We start from the raw sequence: 13,710 nt of genomic DNA on the forward strand, positions 1-13,710 counted from the left end.
CGGGTCAGGGGGAACGAACAGGGATGACTTCGCGTCATATCTTGAGAAGTCATTTGCCCCCTGAGGAGACGAACACGATGCGCAAGGCAAACCGGGCCGCTGCCGGTGCGGCCGCATGGCAGGTCATCCAGAACACGGACAGCAAGGTCTCGCTGTGGGACCGCGTGCGTGCGATCCCACGCATGCTCGGGGCGAAGCTGCGTGGCCGCTACCCGGGGCTCGGCGGCGGCAAGCTGTTCATGATGGTGGTCCTGGTGGGCTACATCCTGTCCCCGATCGACTTCGTGCCCGAGCTGATCTTCTCGGTGTTCGGTCTGGTGGACGACGTCGCCGTCGCCGTCTGGCTGACCACCATGGCCCTGGGCGAGAGCGAGCGCTTCGTGGTCTGGGAACGGGACGTACGGGCTCAGCAGGCCTTCGACCAGGCCAACCAGGCCGGTCCGGGGCGGTACTCCGGTCACCCCAACCAGGGGCAGCACCCGGGCCAGGGGCAGCACCCCGGGGCGGGAGAGTACCAGGGGCAGCACCCCGGCCAGGGGCAGTACCAGGCGCCGGGTCAGGGGCCGGGCCCCGAACCGGCCGCCCACCGGCGTCCCCGAGGCTGACGGCGGATGTGCGTTCCTCTCTAAGATGAAGGGGATCAACATCCACATGTCAGTCCTCGAAGGGACAACATGGACACATCCCCCACCGCGTCCGAACCTCCCCGTGACCCCGGGGAGGCGCGGGGACCATCACCGTTCGAGGACCACGAGGTGGACCTGGACCTGAGGGGCGCCGGTCACCCTCCTCTCCCGGTCCACCACCGGCCGGGCCGTGCCAGGACCCCGCTGATCGTCGGTGCGGCCGTGCTCGCGACCGGTCTGGTGGCCGGTGCCCTCTACTGGGTGTTGCCGGACCCGGCCGCGGGGCCCGGTGCCGAACCCGTGGCCGAGCAGGCCCCCGCCGTTCCCTACGCGGGCGACCTCCTGCTCGGCGAACCCTCCTGGCGCTACGACAACTCCCGTCTGGCCCAGGAGATCAGCGCGGCGTGGACCGACGGCATCGACGAGGTCACCTTCACCGAGCAGGTGGCGCATGACATCTTCGACCCCGGGGTGGAGTTCCTGGCCCTGGAACGGGAGGTCAGGGCGCCCAGAGACGGGAATCCCTACCGCAACGACGCCGTCCTCACGGAGAACCGCTGGTACGTCGAGCTCCAGGACGGCACCCTCGACGTGCTGGAAGGCGACCCCGTGGCCGAGCCCGAGGACGTCATGGTCCTGGGCAACGTCCGGCCCCGGGCGCTCCAGTACCTGGTCAGGGCCGACTCGGACCTGCGCTCCGTGAGCGACCTGGAGGGGACGCGAGCCATCTTCTCCTGGGATGACGAGGAGACCATGGCGGTGAGCGACCTGGTCATGCTCGCGGCGGGTACCGACCCGTTCGCCATGGAGATCGTCTCGGAGGGCGAGGTCGACGCCTTCACCCCGCAGCAGGCCCTCATCGACGGTGACGTCGACGTCTACGTGATCTGGGACGAGGTCCCCAACGCCGAGGTCGACCACCTCGAACGGCAGGGAACGGAGGTCCGGGTCCTCGCGTACCCGGAGGAGGTGGTGGAGAAGGTCGCCGTCGTCTACCCGGAGCACACCGACCTCACCGTCGAGGCGGGCACCCTGCCCCGGCAGGACGAGGAGCTCAACCTCATGGCGACCTGGGAGACCCTGTACGTCCACGCCGACCTCGACGAAGACCTGGCGTACGCGATGGCGCGCACCGTGTACGAGGAGCTCGGTGAACGCACGCGCGGCGCGCCGACCGCCACCGTCGAGCAGGCGTTGCGTGGTGTGGACCCGGAACGGGTCCATCCGGGTGCGGCCCGCTACTTCGCCGAACACGGGGTGCTCTGACCCCGGCCGGGGATCGGGGACGACACGTACCCGCGTGTGAGCGAGCTCAGGGCATCCCCGGCAGCGAGTGTGCCCGGCCCGCCCCGCGCGGGCCGGGCCTCACCCGCGCAGCGCGGCCTGGGCGGCGACCAGCCTCGCCTCCTCCGAGGCCGTTCCCGGCTGTGTCCCCTCTCCCGTGCCCGTTCCAGGTTCCGATCCCGTTCCCGCCCCCGCTGCCGGTTCCCCTCCGATCCCGGCCTCTGGCCGATCCGACCCCGCGCCCCGCGCGCCCGCCGTCGTGTCCGCCCACGCGAGGAGCCGCCCGAGACGGAAGCCGGACACGGCGGAGGTGACGCGGGCACGGCCCAGGAACAGTTCGCCTCCGCTCCCGTCCACGGTCACGAGCGTGCCCTCCGGAACGTCGCGGTCGCCCACCCGGAGCCCGTTCGGGCCCACGGCCAGACCGTTCACTCCCACCACCGCCGGTGTTCCCAGGGATCGGGCGACGACGGCGGCGTGACTGGCCGGGCCGCCCCGGGCGGTGACGATCCCGGCCGATGCGGCCAGCCCCCGCATGTCCATCGGCGAGGTCTCCGGGCGGAACAGCACCACCGGTCCCCGCTCGGAGTCGCGGACCGCGCGGTCGGCATCGGTCACGACTCTCCCGATCGCCACCCCCGGGCAGGCGCCCACTCCTCGGGTGAGCGGCGGGCCGCCGTCGGAGGAGACGGCACGCGGAACCCGGGCACGCCGCAGGTCCTGGACCGAGACCCGTAGTAGCGCCTCCTCGCGGGAGATCACACCGGCCTCGGCGAGGTCGACCGCCACGCGGACGGCCGCGGCTCCGGTCGGTCGGGCCGGGCGGAGCTGGAGCAGCCACAGGAATCCCGACTCGTAGGTGAACTCCACGTAGCAGGCGTCGCGGTGATGCCGTTCCACCCGCGCCAACGCGTCCGTCAGGTCGGCCCACACGCCGGGTTCCCGGGCTGCCAGGGCTCCGAGGGGGGAGGTTCGCTCGGAACCCGAGACGACGGCGTCGCCCCGACGGCCGAAGAGCACCTCTCCGAAGGGGTGGTGCTCCCCGGTGTTGGGGTCGTGGGTGAAGGCGACCCCGCTGCCGCTGTGGGCGTCCCGGTCGCCGAACACCATCGCCTGCACGGTGACGGCGGTGCCGAGGTCGTCGGCCACGCCGTGCAGCGCGCGGTAGGTCCGGGCGCGGGGGGCGTCCCAGGACGCGACGACCTCCGTGATCGCCCGGAGGAGCGGGTCCAGCCGTTCCGTTCCGCGCCCGGGGCCGTCGGGTGGGACGGCGAGGTTGAGGACCGTGGTCATCATGCCGGGCATGGAGACGCTCGCGCCGGAGCGTACGGACATGGTCAGGGGTCCGCGGTCGTCGCCGAACCGGCGTGCGGTCTCGGCCTCCAGAGCGGTGAGGGCGGAGGCCACCTCGCGGCGCGGCCCGTCGGGCAACCGCCCCGTGCGCCGGAGGAGGCGGCAGGCCTCGGTGGTGACGACGAACCCCGGCGGTACGGGGAGGCCGAGGCGGTGCAGGGTCAGGAGCCCGTACGCCTTGCCGCCCAGCAGGTCCGGACCCCGCTCGACCTTGGCCGAGAGCGGATGGGTCCACGTCATGGCGTCCTCGTTTCGGGGCGGGGCGTCAGTACCGGGGAACGCCGAGGGTGGCCAGCAGGTCCTCGTGGAGCTGGGCCCACACCGAGTGGTAGGAGTCGGTGCCGTCCGCGACCTGGTCCAGGGCGCCCGCGCGGGCTCGGGAGAGGGCTCCGGCCAGTCGGACCCGGTAGCGGGCGAAGCGGTTCAGGTGCGCGGAGAGTTCCGCGCACACCGAGGCGAGGCGCCCGTCGAGGTCGGAGAACAGGTCCAGTACCCGGGTGTCGTACTCGGTGTCGGTGTGGTCGTTGGCGGCCGGGACGCCGTCGACATCGCGCAGCTGCCAGGCCGTGCAGAGGTCGAGCAGCTCCGGGTTGAGCACGGCGAAGCCCTCGTGGGCGTGTTCGACCAGCGGTCGGGCGCCGGTGGCGTCCAGTTCGGCGTGGATGCGGGTGGCGCACGTCGTGCGCCCCGACCCGCTGAGCCCCCATCCACCGAAGGCCCCGGGGGTGCGGGTGACGAGACCGTCGACGGCGAGGTCGATCAGCGCGGACTCGGTCTCGTCCTCGCGCAGTCCGGTGACCTCGGACAACCGCCCAGTGCCCGAGAACCCGGCACAGCGCAGGGCGTGCAGGACCAGGAGGTCCCGTTCGGTGGTGTGCGGTGTGGTCGCGTGCTCCATGGGCCCCCTCTGCTCCTGACCATCAAAATACTTCAATCATCTGAGTGACAAGAACATGTGGATTGTGGGCGAAGGGGACGTGGGGTCCCGACGGCGCCCCGACGTGGGGCACCGCCGGAGGGCGGGTCAGAACTCCTTGGCGAGCGGGCCCAGGACCGGCACCCATTCGCGCACCGACACGTCGGAGACCAGGCCTTCGACACGGAACGGGTCCGGCTCGGTGTGGTCCAGGGCCTCGCGGGCGGACTCCGTCCGGAACAGCAGCAGGGCGCCGGGGGCGTTGTCGGGGCCGAGGGGGCCGGAGCAGAGGTTGACGCCCTGTTGGGAGAGGCCGTCCAGGTACGCGCGGTGCGCGGGCCGGTGCAGATCGCGGGCCTCGGTGCTGTTCTCGGCGTAGGTGTAGGTGACGGCGTAGACGGCCATGGTGGGTGCCTCCTGTCGGGCTGCCCGGGGGCAGGGGTGGACGATCCGCAGTCAGGATGCCAGGTGCGGCGGGTGGGCGGACGCCGTGCCCGGTGGAAGGGGGCGCGTTGGCTCACGTCCGCCGCCCTGGGCGCTGGTGCGCGCCGTAGGGATGGTGCGGCGCCCGCGCCGGTTGGGCGTCGGCCGGTCGATCCGGGGCGATCCGGGGCGCGTCGTCCGACCCGCTCGTGCGCGCCGTCGTGACCGGTGGCAGACTGATCGCAGCAGTGTTCGCCATGCGACCGAGCGCGCGATGGGCGAACGGACCGTTCGGGTGCAAAGGTGCGCGGCGATGGCCAGGTCGACCTCGGGGGAGTCCGTTCTCACCCGTGCCATGAGGGTCCTGCGCGCCTTCGGAGCCGGTACCCCGGCGCTCACGGTCTCCGAGATCGCCCGGCACGCCGACCTCCCGGTGACCACCGCGCACCGCATGGTGCGCGAACTCGTCGCGCTCGGAGCACTGGAACCCGCGCCCGGCAAGCGCGTCCGCGTCGGGTACCAGCTGTGGGAGATCGCCTCACTCTCCTCACCCGTCCGTGACCTCAGCCGTACGGCTCTGCCCTACATGGAGGACCTCCACGCGGTGGTGCGCGAGCACACCCAGCTCGGGGTGCTGGAGGGCACCGACGTCCTCTACCTCGAACGCCTCTCCGCCCGCGACGCCGGGCACAACGCCGCCGAGATCGCGGGACGGCTGCCGGTCCACGCCACCTCCACCGGCCTGGTACTGCTCGCGCACGGTCCCGCCGCCCTCCAGGAGAGGGTCCTCGGAGGGCGGCCGCGCCAACACACGCCGCACACCGTCACCGACCCCACCGACCTGCGGCGCCTGCTCGCCGCCGTGCGCAGGGACGGATACGCCATCGCCTCCCGGATGATCGACCCGGGAGCCGTGGGGCTCGCGGCGCCCGTCCGCGACCGGGACGACCGGGTGGTGGCGGCCCTGTCCGTCGTCGTCCCCTTCCGCGATGACGCCCCGGCGCGTACGTACGTCCCCGTCCTGCTCGCGGCCGCCCGGGGCATCTCCCGCGCCATGGGCGCTCCGCTCCCCGGCGGGGACGCGATCAGGACCAGGGGCCACCGCGCGCCGCCCGGCTGAGACCGGCGACGGTGCGCCCCCCGGCGGCCCGCGCACCCCACCTTCGAGTCTTCGCCGTGTGCCCGGCGGAGCGTGAGCCCGCAAGTCACCCCGTTCTCGGCGGTCCCCGGAGGAAACCTTGCCATTCAACGGAAGCGGGGCTGGTGCCGGACGTCCGGTGGACCGCATCCTGTGCTCATGCGCACCAACCCTCACCAGGAACGGACCCGGGTGGCCGTCGTCGGCGCCGGGCCCGCGGGCCTCCTGCTCTCCCACCTGCTCTCCCTGTCCGGCATCGACTCCGTCGTCATCGACGTGCGCACCCGCGCCGACATCGAGGCGACGATGCGCGCCGGCATCCTCGAACAGGGGACGATCGACCTCATGACCGGTACCGGGGTGGGCGCCCGGCTCCTCAGCGAGGGTCGGCGACACGAGGGCGTCGCGATCCGCAGCAGGGGAGAGTCCCGCCGCATCGACTTCCCCTCCCTCACCGGGCGCGCCGTCCACCTGTACCCCCAGCACGAGGTGCTCAAGGACCTCGTCGCCGCCCGCCTCGACGACGGCGCGGACCTGCGGTTCGGGGTGGGGGACGTCAGCGTGCACGGTGTCACCACCGACACCCCGGTGGTCCGCTTCACCGAAGCGGACGGCACGCGTGTGGAGCTCGCGTGCGCCGTCGTGGCCGGGTGCGACGGATCACAGGGCGTCTGCCGCACCGCCGTCCCCCGACAGGCGCGCACCGACTACTTCCACGCCTACCCGCACGGCTGGTTCGGCATCCTCACCGAGGCGCCGCCCAGCTCCGACGAGCTGGTCTACGCCCACTCCGACCGGGGGTTCGCGCTGATCAGCTCGCGTACGCCCACCGTCCAACGGATGTACTTCCAGTGCGACCCCGCCGAGGACGCGGCGGCCTGGAGCGACGAACGGATCTGGGCCGAGCTGCGCGCCCGCGTCAACGGGAACGGGTTCGAGCTCCAGGAGGGGCCGGTGATCCAGCGGGGCGTCATCCCCATGCGCAGCTACGTGGTCGACCCCATGAGCCACGGGCGCCTCTACCTGGCCGGAGACGCCGCGCACACCGTCCCGCCCACCGGGGCCAAGGGGCTCAACCTGGCCGTCGCCGACGTCGCCGTGCTCTGCCAGGCGCTCGAACGCTTCTTCCACCAGGGCTCCTCCGAGCTGCTCGACTCCTACGGACGCACCGCCTCCGACCGGGTGTGGCGGGCACAGCACTTCTCCTGGTGGATGACGTCCATGCTGCACACCGCCCCCGACGCGGACGCCTTCGGACGACGCCGCCAGTTGGGCGAGATCGACCAGCTCACCGGCTCCCGGGCCGGGAGCGCCTACCTCGCCGAGGCCTACACCGGTTGGCCGTTCGCGCTCACCAACCCGGACTCGGTCATCAGCGACACCGTGCGCCGGTCCGCGGAACGCGCCCCCTGACCCCCGTTGCCCTTCAGCCGACGCCCAGGGCCTCGTCCATCCGCGAGCCCAGGACGTCGGCGAGCAGCAGCGCGTACGTGCCGGTGAGGTGGTGCGAGTCCCGGTAGACCACCACGTTGCCGATCACCGCCGGGCAGGTGTCGCCGGTGCAGATCCGGTCGTTGAGGTCGACCAGCGCGGCACCCTCCACCTCCCGGACCGCCAGCTCCTGGGGGTCGTCCCGGCTCAGCGCGGCCGACGCCGGACGGTCGCACGAGGAGGGGGCCTCAGAGTGCCTGGCCAGGCAGTCGAGCACGTCCGACGAGGTGCGGGGGGTGTCCCGGATCACCACGAGCGGGACACCGGGTGCGACGACCTCCTCCCACAGTTCCACCATCCCCGCCGCCATGGCGTCACGCGCGTCGGAGCCGGACTGGTAGCCGTGGGGAAGCCCGGCGGCCGAGGAACTGGTGACCACCATGTCGGGCTCCAGCCGGTCGATCTCGTCGACCACCGCCCGGTTCCACTCCGAGCACTCCTCGTAGACCGCCCCCTCGCGCCCCACCTCGGCGGCGGTGAACGCGCACGCCGACTTGTTGAACACCACCAGCCGCCAGCCCCGCTCCTTCGCCAGTTCGTTCAGGGCGGGGAACCACTGGGTGCTGTGGGAGTCACCCGTGAGCGCCACCGTGGTGTCCGCGTCGTCGGGACCGTACACGCACGGGTCCGAGGGGTCGCTCTTGTCGAAACCCGCGTGGCAGCCGTCGTCGTAGGCCTCGGGGGTGTCGTCCTCCGCCCCGATCGGTGAGGGGAACATCAACGCCCGCTCGGGGGAGGGCAGGCCGATCGCCCGGGGGCCCAGGTGCACCTCGGGGTCGAACTCGCTCGTCTGGAAGCGCTCGAGCCGTGTCAGGGCCGCGGCGCTGACCGCGGCCACGGACAGGACGCCCACCAGGGCCACGGCGAGGGCGGCGCGGCCGGTACGCACCAGCCCGTACCGGGCCACCGGGTCCTCCACCCACAGCTTGGTCGCCCACGCCAACAGGACCGACAGGACGGCCACCGCGACGGCCCCGAGGGGTCCCAGGGTGTCCCGTTCGAGGAGTACCAGGGCGAACACGATCAGCGGCCAGTGCCACAGGTACAGCGCGTAGGAGACGTCACCGACGAACCGGGCCGGTCCGGTGCTCAGCACACGGGAGGCGGAGGGGCCCTCGGAGCGTTCGGCGGCGATCACGGCCGCGGTACCGAGGACGGGCAGCAGCGCCGCGTACCCGGGGAAGGGCGTACCCGAGTCGTAGAGCACGGCGGAGGCCACCACGGCGCCCAGACCCGCCCAGCCCAGGGGGAGCCGGAGCCGCCGGGGCAGACCGCGGTCGGCCAGGAACACCGCCAGCAACCCGCCCGTGGCCAGCTCCCACGCCCGCGTCGTGGGCAGGAAGTACGCGGCCGGGGTGCCGCTCGCGGTCAGCAGCACCGAGCAGAGCAGCGAGGCGGCGAACACCGAGGCCAGCACCACCGTGAGCAGCCGCAGCCCGGAGCCGGGAGCCCGCGTCCGCCGCCGGAGCATGAGCGCCCACAGGACGAACAGCAGCGGCCAGACCACGTAGAACTGCTCTTCCACCGACAACGACCAGAAGTGCTGGACGGGGCTGGGGGCGGTCTCGGCCGCCAGGTAGTCCAGTGCCTGGTCGGCGAGGTACAGGTTCTCCACGTACGCGGCGGAGGCCAGCGTCTGCCAGGCGGTGTCGGCCAGCCGGGTGACCGGCAGCAGGGCCAGCGCCGCGGCCCCGGTGGTCAGGAGCACCACCGTGGCGGCCGGGAGGAGGCGGCGCACCCGGCGTACGTAGAACCCGGCCAGCGACACCCGGCCGTGTTCGCGCACCTCCCGCAGGAGCAGCGAGGTGATGAGGAAGCCGGAGATCACGAAGAACACGTCGACGCCCACGTAGCCGCCCGGCAGGAGCCGCGGATTCAGGTGGTAGGCGAGCACGAGCAGCACGGCCACGGCGCGCAGCCCCTGAACCTCGGGTCGGAACCGGCTTCCCCGTCCCCGGGCACCGGTTCTTTCTGGGGCGGCCTCGACCTGTGGCGAGGTGGAGTCGGGTGATCGCATGCCGTCATCCTGCGCCCGGAGGCACCCCTCGCGCACCGAACGCGGACGAGCTTTCGCCAGTGTTTCCTGAGTCTTCGCCCTCTGGAGGGACACCCCCGGCCTCGACCGCGACGACGGTCACGTCCGCCGGTACCGGAGGGGCGGCGTGCGTCCTCCTGGGGGTGCTTGCCCGTTTCCCCTGGGCGGGGCGGCGGGAAACAAGCCCATGGGCCTTTCTGGATCAGCTTCTGGGGCACATTATCGGAGCGCTGGGAAAAGGCGGGAGCCGTCGATATGGCTTCGTCGTCGAATGCCCTGCCCGAAACCCGGCGAAGTCCGATCGGAAGATGTCCCGGAAGGTGGAGATTTCCGCATGACCAGCTGCTTCATGAACTACCGGACCGGTGACGGAGAGCACGTCGCCACGCACGTCGGAGACGAACTCTCCCGCCGTTTCGGCAAGGGCGAGGTGTTTCGGGCCAGTGACTCCATACCGGCCGGAGCCGACTTCGAACAGCGGCTCAGAAAGGCCGTCCGGGGGTCCGAAGTACTGCTGGCCGTGATCGGTCCGCGCTGGTTGGAGAAGAGGGAGGCCGACGGGCTGAGGGCGATCGACGATCCCGCCGACTGGACGCGCTGGGAGATCGCCGCGGCCTTCGAGGCGGGTGTGACGGTGATTCCCGTCCTGATCGAGTCCACGCCCCGGCTGCGTGCCGCCGACCTCCCCGACGACCTCGCCCCACTGGCGCGTTGCCAGTACCGGCGGCTGCGGCACCGCAACGTCGGACCGGACCTCGACGAGATCGCCGAGGCGGTGCTCATCGCCGCCCCCGACCTTGAGGAGCGGGTCCGCGCCCGGGAGGAGGCCGGTACGGGCGTCGGGGAGACCGGCGCCGGTACGGGCAACTCCATGGGCGACGTTCGGGGCAACGCGGTCCAGGCAGGGGAGTACCGGGTCGACGGCGTCGTCGTCAACGGCGACCACGCGACCACCCACACCGGTTCGGGCGACCTCAACCAGAACTCGACCGTCAACCACATCGCCGGCGACCACAACTCGACGGTCAACAACGTCAGCGGCGACCAACGCATGAGGGACCAGAGCACGGGTCGCGTCGACCGACGGGGGCGTGCGTGACCGCTCAGGAGACCGAACGGCCGCACCGCGCGGGCGCGTCCGTGACCGGTGACCACGCCTCCGCCCACACCGGTTCGGGCGACCTCAACCGGAACTCGACCATCAACCGGGCCGCGGGTGACTTCCACCAGAGCCATCACCACTACTACGCGGCCTACGGGGACCGCCTGGAGGCGGACGCCCAGGGGCGGGTCAAGTACGTCAAGGAGCGCAGGATCGTCGCGGGCGACCGCCTGTCCACCCTGCGCGGACGGTTCGTCGCGCCGGTCGGTTTCGACGAGCACCGGTGCCGGGCCGATATCGCGACGCACGGCGCGGTGGTGCTCAGCGCCGTCCCCGGTTCCGGGGCCAGGACGGCGGCTCTGATGGTGCTGGCTCCCAAGGGCACCGAGGCGGACCAGGACGTCGAGGAGGATCTGGTCCGGGTCGGTCCGAACGGACGTCCGGAACTCGTCGGAGGGGAGGAGCTCGGGGGTGGTGAGCGACTCCTGGTCAACCTCATGAGGGAGTCCGGGTTCTCTCCCGCCTCACTGCGTGATGCTCTGGAGGACCTGCGGCAGCGTTCCCAGCGGGCACGGGCCCGCCTGGTGGTGTTGGTGGAACGCGGCGACGAGGGGAAGCTGCCCGAGTCCCTACGGGACCTGGTCGTGCCGCTCGGTCGCCCGGACCCGCTCGCCGTCCTCGGCAGGCACCTCGAATCCCGTGAGGTACCGGGCCACGCAGCCGTCGACGGGTTGGCGGAAGCGGGGGCCTGGGCCGAGAGCGCCTCCATGAGCGCGATCGAGGAGACGGCCCGGCGCACCTCGGTCGTGTGCAGGGAGTCCGAGTACCGGGGGAACATCGGAGATTGGTTGGGAGCGGCGCTCGACTCCGGAGAGTCCGTTCCGACGGAGGACCTGGAGGAGGTGAAGGGAAGAGCCAGGGCGATCCTCCTCGCCGCTTCGCTCATGGAGGGCGCACCGGTCGAGCACCTGGCCGTCGGTGTGGACGCCCTGTTGTCCCAGGTCTCCTTTCCCGAGGACGAGACGCCCCTGTTGGACCGTCCCGGGTTCCAGGAGGAACTGCGGGAGCGCGGGATCGAGACGCGTCACGATCGCAGGGTGTACTTCACACGGGCGGGCCGGGGACGGGCGCTCCGCGCGGCGTTCTGGGACGCGCACCCACGGCTCCACGCCTCGTTCGGCGCGTGGGTGGACACCCTCATGGCGGATGCCGTCCTGGGCCCCGCCGACCGTGACCGTGTCGCGCAACGGTGGGCCGAACAGGCCTTGAGGGTCGCCGACCCCACGGCGGTGTTCGGCCGGGCCAGGAGCTGGTCGGAACAGAGGAGGCGGACCGCCCCGCAGGCGGCCCTGTTGATCACCAGCGTGCTGATGCACGAACGGTACGGGAGCCACGGCCGCCGCTTCCTGTACGAGGAGACGGGCAGCACCGCGCTCTCCCCAGGGTGGGGCCAGGTACTCGTCGCGGTGTGCGCGCAGGAAGTGGCCGCGACCCATCCGGAACAGGCGATGGTCCGACTGCACCGGCTCGCCCTGAACAGGGAGGACGCGGTTGCGGACGCGGCCCGGGCCGAACTGAACACCCTGGCTCTGAAGAGCGCCCTCCACGCCAAGCTCCTGCGGCGTGTGTGCGAACGCCTGCGCCGCCACGAGCACAGGTCCGCCAGGGAGCTCGACGCCGAACGGGACCTGCTTTGGGACCTCACCGACCCCCGACAACTCGCCGGTGTCCTGGGAAGCCACCATGACGGCACCGACGCGCGCCGCTGGATCGTCGAGGGGTTGGCGACGGTGTTCCATCGCGAACGGGACCGTACCCGGGAGTACGCGATCCGGTGGATCGGACACGGAGATCAGCTGATGGACGTCCTGGTGCGGGCCGCGTCCGCGGCGGGGGCCCTCCCCCAGCTCTACACCTCGGCCCTGCGGTGGTCCGCCGCGACCGCGGCACCGGCCAGCCGTGAACGGTGCCGAGCCGATGGCGCACTGCTCATCCGGAGCGTGGACGCCGAACAGGGACTGGGCGAGGGGCTCAGCCCGCACGCCGCATACGCGACAGAGGGGTCGGACGGGGCGAGGGCCCCTTGGGAGGAGAACACATGAGTTCGGTGTCTCGGCGCGTCGTGGTGGGGGCGGGGGTCACGGCCCTCCTGGGACTGGTCCTGTACGTGACCCTCCAGTGGTGGGCGCTGGTGCTGGTGCCGCCCCTGGTGCTCATCGGAGTGCTGGCACTCATGCTCAGCAGCACCAAGGCCGCGTTACCGGGTGAGACGGCTCCGCCACCGGACCCGTTCGTGGAGGTCGGACCGAAGACCACCCGCATCAGGCCGTCGCTCGTTGCCAGCCAGGACGGCGAGTACCCGTTCGTCTTCTCGGCCGTGGTCTGGTGGAGGTGGACGGGAGAACCGGACCACCGGCTGCGCAACCCGGAGGGGCTGGCCGGGCAGCTGGTGATGGACCGGGTCCGTCAGGTGTGCCGGAACCACCGCCCCGAGGACCACGACGTCGCGCTGCACGAGGTCGCGGCCGATCTGGGTGTCTCCTGCCACGGGTTCGGCGGTGCTGTGGAGGTGTGGGCGGAGGAGGTCTCGCTCTCGCTCTCCGAAGAGGACGAGACCCGCCTGAGCCGCATCGCCAAGGCCCGGAAGGAAGGTGTTCTGTGGGAGGTGGAGCGATCGGTGGAGGCCGCCAAACGCCGCTACTACGCGGACGACGTGCTCGCCACGCCCGGCAGCGCCATCGTCTGGGACCTGGTGCGGGGTGATGCCGACATCAACCGGACCCACGGTCTGATCGACGTCCTCACCCGGGTCTCCGAGGCGTCGAAGGGATCGGACTCGGCCGAACTCCTGGAGCGGCTGCGCGCGGCGTCCCCGGAGGCCTTCTCCTTTCTGCACGGGAGCGTGCGGGAGCACATGTCGGAGGTCGGCGAACCGGAGGGGGCCGCGAACCGTGAGCGGCCCGGGGATTTCGCTCCGGGCCCGGCCCGGTTCGCGACGAACGGTGAGGCGGCGCCGGTCGGCGTCCGTGGTGCGGTCGGGGTGCTCATGGACGCGGTCGAGGCCATCGCCGACGAGGATCTGCGGCTCCAGCTGGTGGACCGGCTGGTCAAGGCCTTCGACATGGCGTCGCTGACGGAGATCGCCGAGCTGATTCGCCGCCGCCTTCCACCTGAGGACGACCACCCCGGCGGGGGTGACGGCGACGGGGGCGACGGTGACGACTCACCCCTGTCCGGCTTGACCTACCTCGCACCCGACTCGGAGAGCGCCCCGCGCCGCAACGGCGTCCCGCTCGGTTCCGGGTTCTAGCGGCACCGTGCCGGGGCCGTGTCCGGACCATC

The 13,710-nt window shown here is 72.0% G+C and carries 11 protein-coding genes; 7 read left to right on the forward strand and 4 right to left on the reverse strand.

The window, feature by feature from the left end; all coding sequences use genetic code 11:
* Positions 1–77: 77 nt before the first annotated feature.
* On the forward strand, positions 78–605 hold the full coding sequence (locus ABZ635_RS15795) for a DUF1232 domain-containing protein (RefSeq protein WP_357764959.1): 528 nt from the start codon (positions 78–80) through the stop codon (positions 603–605).
* Between the two features lie 69 nt (positions 606–674).
* Entirely contained in the window at positions 675–1,892 is a 1,218-nt protein-coding gene (locus tag ABZ635_RS15800) for a TAXI family TRAP transporter solute-binding subunit (protein ID WP_357764962.1), read from the forward strand.
* A 99-nt stretch (positions 1,893–1,991) separates the two neighbouring features.
* Here the strand turns inward: ABZ635_RS15800 and ABZ635_RS15805 are convergent, their stop codons facing one another.
* The 3 genes from ABZ635_RS15805 to ABZ635_RS15815 all read right to left on the reverse strand — a co-directional run bounded on the left by ABZ635_RS15805 (position 1,992) and on the right by ABZ635_RS15815 (position 4,584).
* A complete protein-coding gene (locus ABZ635_RS15805) occupies positions 1,992–3,503 on the reverse strand; it encodes a PEP/pyruvate-binding domain-containing protein (RefSeq protein ID WP_357764965.1) in 1,512 nt (503 codons plus the stop codon).
* Between the two features lie 25 nt (positions 3,504–3,528).
* The gene (locus ABZ635_RS15810; RefSeq protein WP_357764968.1) at positions 3,529–4,161 is read right to left on the reverse strand and encodes a transcriptional regulator; all 633 of its coding nucleotides are present in this window, start codon (positions 4,159–4,161) and stop codon (positions 3,529–3,531) included.
* Between the two features lie 126 nt (positions 4,162–4,287).
* Positions 4,288–4,584 (reverse strand): YciI family protein, encoded by a 297-nt coding sequence (locus tag ABZ635_RS15815; RefSeq protein ID WP_357764971.1) that lies wholly within the window; start codon positions 4,582–4,584, stop codon positions 4,288–4,290.
* A gap of 331 nt (positions 4,585–4,915) precedes the next feature.
* On the opposite strand from ABZ635_RS15815, the gene ABZ635_RS15820 reads away from it, so the two are divergent.
* Both ABZ635_RS15820 and ABZ635_RS15825 read left to right on the forward strand, forming a co-directional pair.
* Positions 4,916–5,722 (forward strand): IclR family transcriptional regulator, encoded by an 807-nt coding sequence (locus ABZ635_RS15820; RefSeq protein ID WP_357764974.1) that lies wholly within the window; start codon positions 4,916–4,918, stop codon positions 5,720–5,722.
* Between the two features lie 177 nt (positions 5,723–5,899).
* On the forward strand, positions 5,900–7,153 hold the full coding sequence (locus ABZ635_RS15825) for a 4-hydroxybenzoate 3-monooxygenase (protein ID WP_357764977.1): 1,254 nt from the start codon (positions 5,900–5,902) through the stop codon (positions 7,151–7,153).
* Positions 7,154–7,166: 13 nt separating this feature from the next.
* Here the strand turns inward: ABZ635_RS15825 and ABZ635_RS15830 are convergent, their stop codons facing one another.
* Entirely contained in the window at positions 7,167–9,248 is a 2,082-nt protein-coding gene (locus ABZ635_RS15830; RefSeq protein ID WP_357764980.1) for an acyltransferase family protein, read from the reverse strand.
* 352 nt (positions 9,249–9,600) lie between these two features.
* Between ABZ635_RS15830 and ABZ635_RS15835 the strand changes: the two genes are divergently transcribed.
* Genes ABZ635_RS15835 through ABZ635_RS15845 form a run of 3 tightly spaced genes read left to right on the forward strand, consistent with a single transcriptional unit; the run spans position 9,601 to position 13,678 of the window.
* Positions 9,601–10,365 carry a toll/interleukin-1 receptor domain-containing protein gene (locus tag ABZ635_RS15835; RefSeq protein WP_357764983.1) on the forward strand — a complete coding sequence of 255 codons (765 nt, stop codon included), beginning with the start codon at positions 9,601–9,603 and terminating at the stop codon, positions 10,363–10,365.
* A complete protein-coding gene (locus ABZ635_RS15840; protein WP_357764986.1) occupies positions 10,362–12,470 on the forward strand; it encodes a hypothetical protein in 2,109 nt (702 codons plus the stop codon). The genes ABZ635_RS15835 and ABZ635_RS15840 overlap by 4 nt, the downstream gene beginning before the upstream one ends.
* Positions 12,467–13,678, forward strand: a complete 1,212-nt coding sequence (locus ABZ635_RS15845; RefSeq protein WP_357764989.1) for a hypothetical protein — start codon at positions 12,467–12,469, stop codon at positions 13,676–13,678. The genes ABZ635_RS15840 and ABZ635_RS15845 overlap by 4 nt, the downstream gene beginning before the upstream one ends.
* Positions 13,679–13,710 lie beyond the last annotated feature (32 nt).

The organism is Nocardiopsis sp. NPDC007018 (assembly GCF_040635075.1).
In the GTDB taxonomy this organism is placed as follows: Bacteria; Actinomycetota; Actinomycetes; order Streptosporangiales; family Streptosporangiaceae; genus Nocardiopsis.

Bases quoted from the DNA above. Each gene is read 5' to 3' on its own strand.
- ABZ635_RS15795 (WP_357764959.1), top strand. From the start codon at position 78: ATGCGCAAGGCAAACCGGGCCGCTGCCGGTGCGGCCGCATGGCAGGTC.
- ABZ635_RS15800 (WP_357764962.1), top strand. From the start codon at position 675: ATGGACACATCCCCCACCGCGTCCGAACCTCCCCGTGACCCCGGGGAG.
- ABZ635_RS15805 (WP_357764965.1), bottom strand. From the start codon at position 3,503: ATGACGTGGACCCATCCGCTCTCGGCCAAGGTCGAGCGGGGTCCGGAC.
- ABZ635_RS15810 (WP_357764968.1), bottom strand. From the start codon at position 4,161: ATGGAGCACGCGACCACACCGCACACCACCGAACGGGACCTCCTGGTC.
- ABZ635_RS15815 (WP_357764971.1), bottom strand. From the start codon at position 4,584: ATGGCCGTCTACGCCGTCACCTACACCTACGCCGAGAACAGCACCGAG.
- ABZ635_RS15820 (WP_357764974.1), top strand. From the start codon at position 4,916: ATGGCCAGGTCGACCTCGGGGGAGTCCGTTCTCACCCGTGCCATGAGG.
- ABZ635_RS15825 (WP_357764977.1), top strand. From the start codon at position 5,900: ATGCGCACCAACCCTCACCAGGAACGGACCCGGGTGGCCGTCGTCGGC.
- ABZ635_RS15830 (WP_357764980.1), bottom strand. From the start codon at position 9,248: ATGCGATCACCCGACTCCACCTCGCCACAGGTCGAGGCCGCCCCAGAA.
- ABZ635_RS15835 (WP_357764983.1), top strand. From the start codon at position 9,601: ATGACCAGCTGCTTCATGAACTACCGGACCGGTGACGGAGAGCACGTC.
- ABZ635_RS15845 (WP_357764989.1), top strand. From the start codon at position 12,467: ATGAGTTCGGTGTCTCGGCGCGTCGTGGTGGGGGCGGGGGTCACGGCC.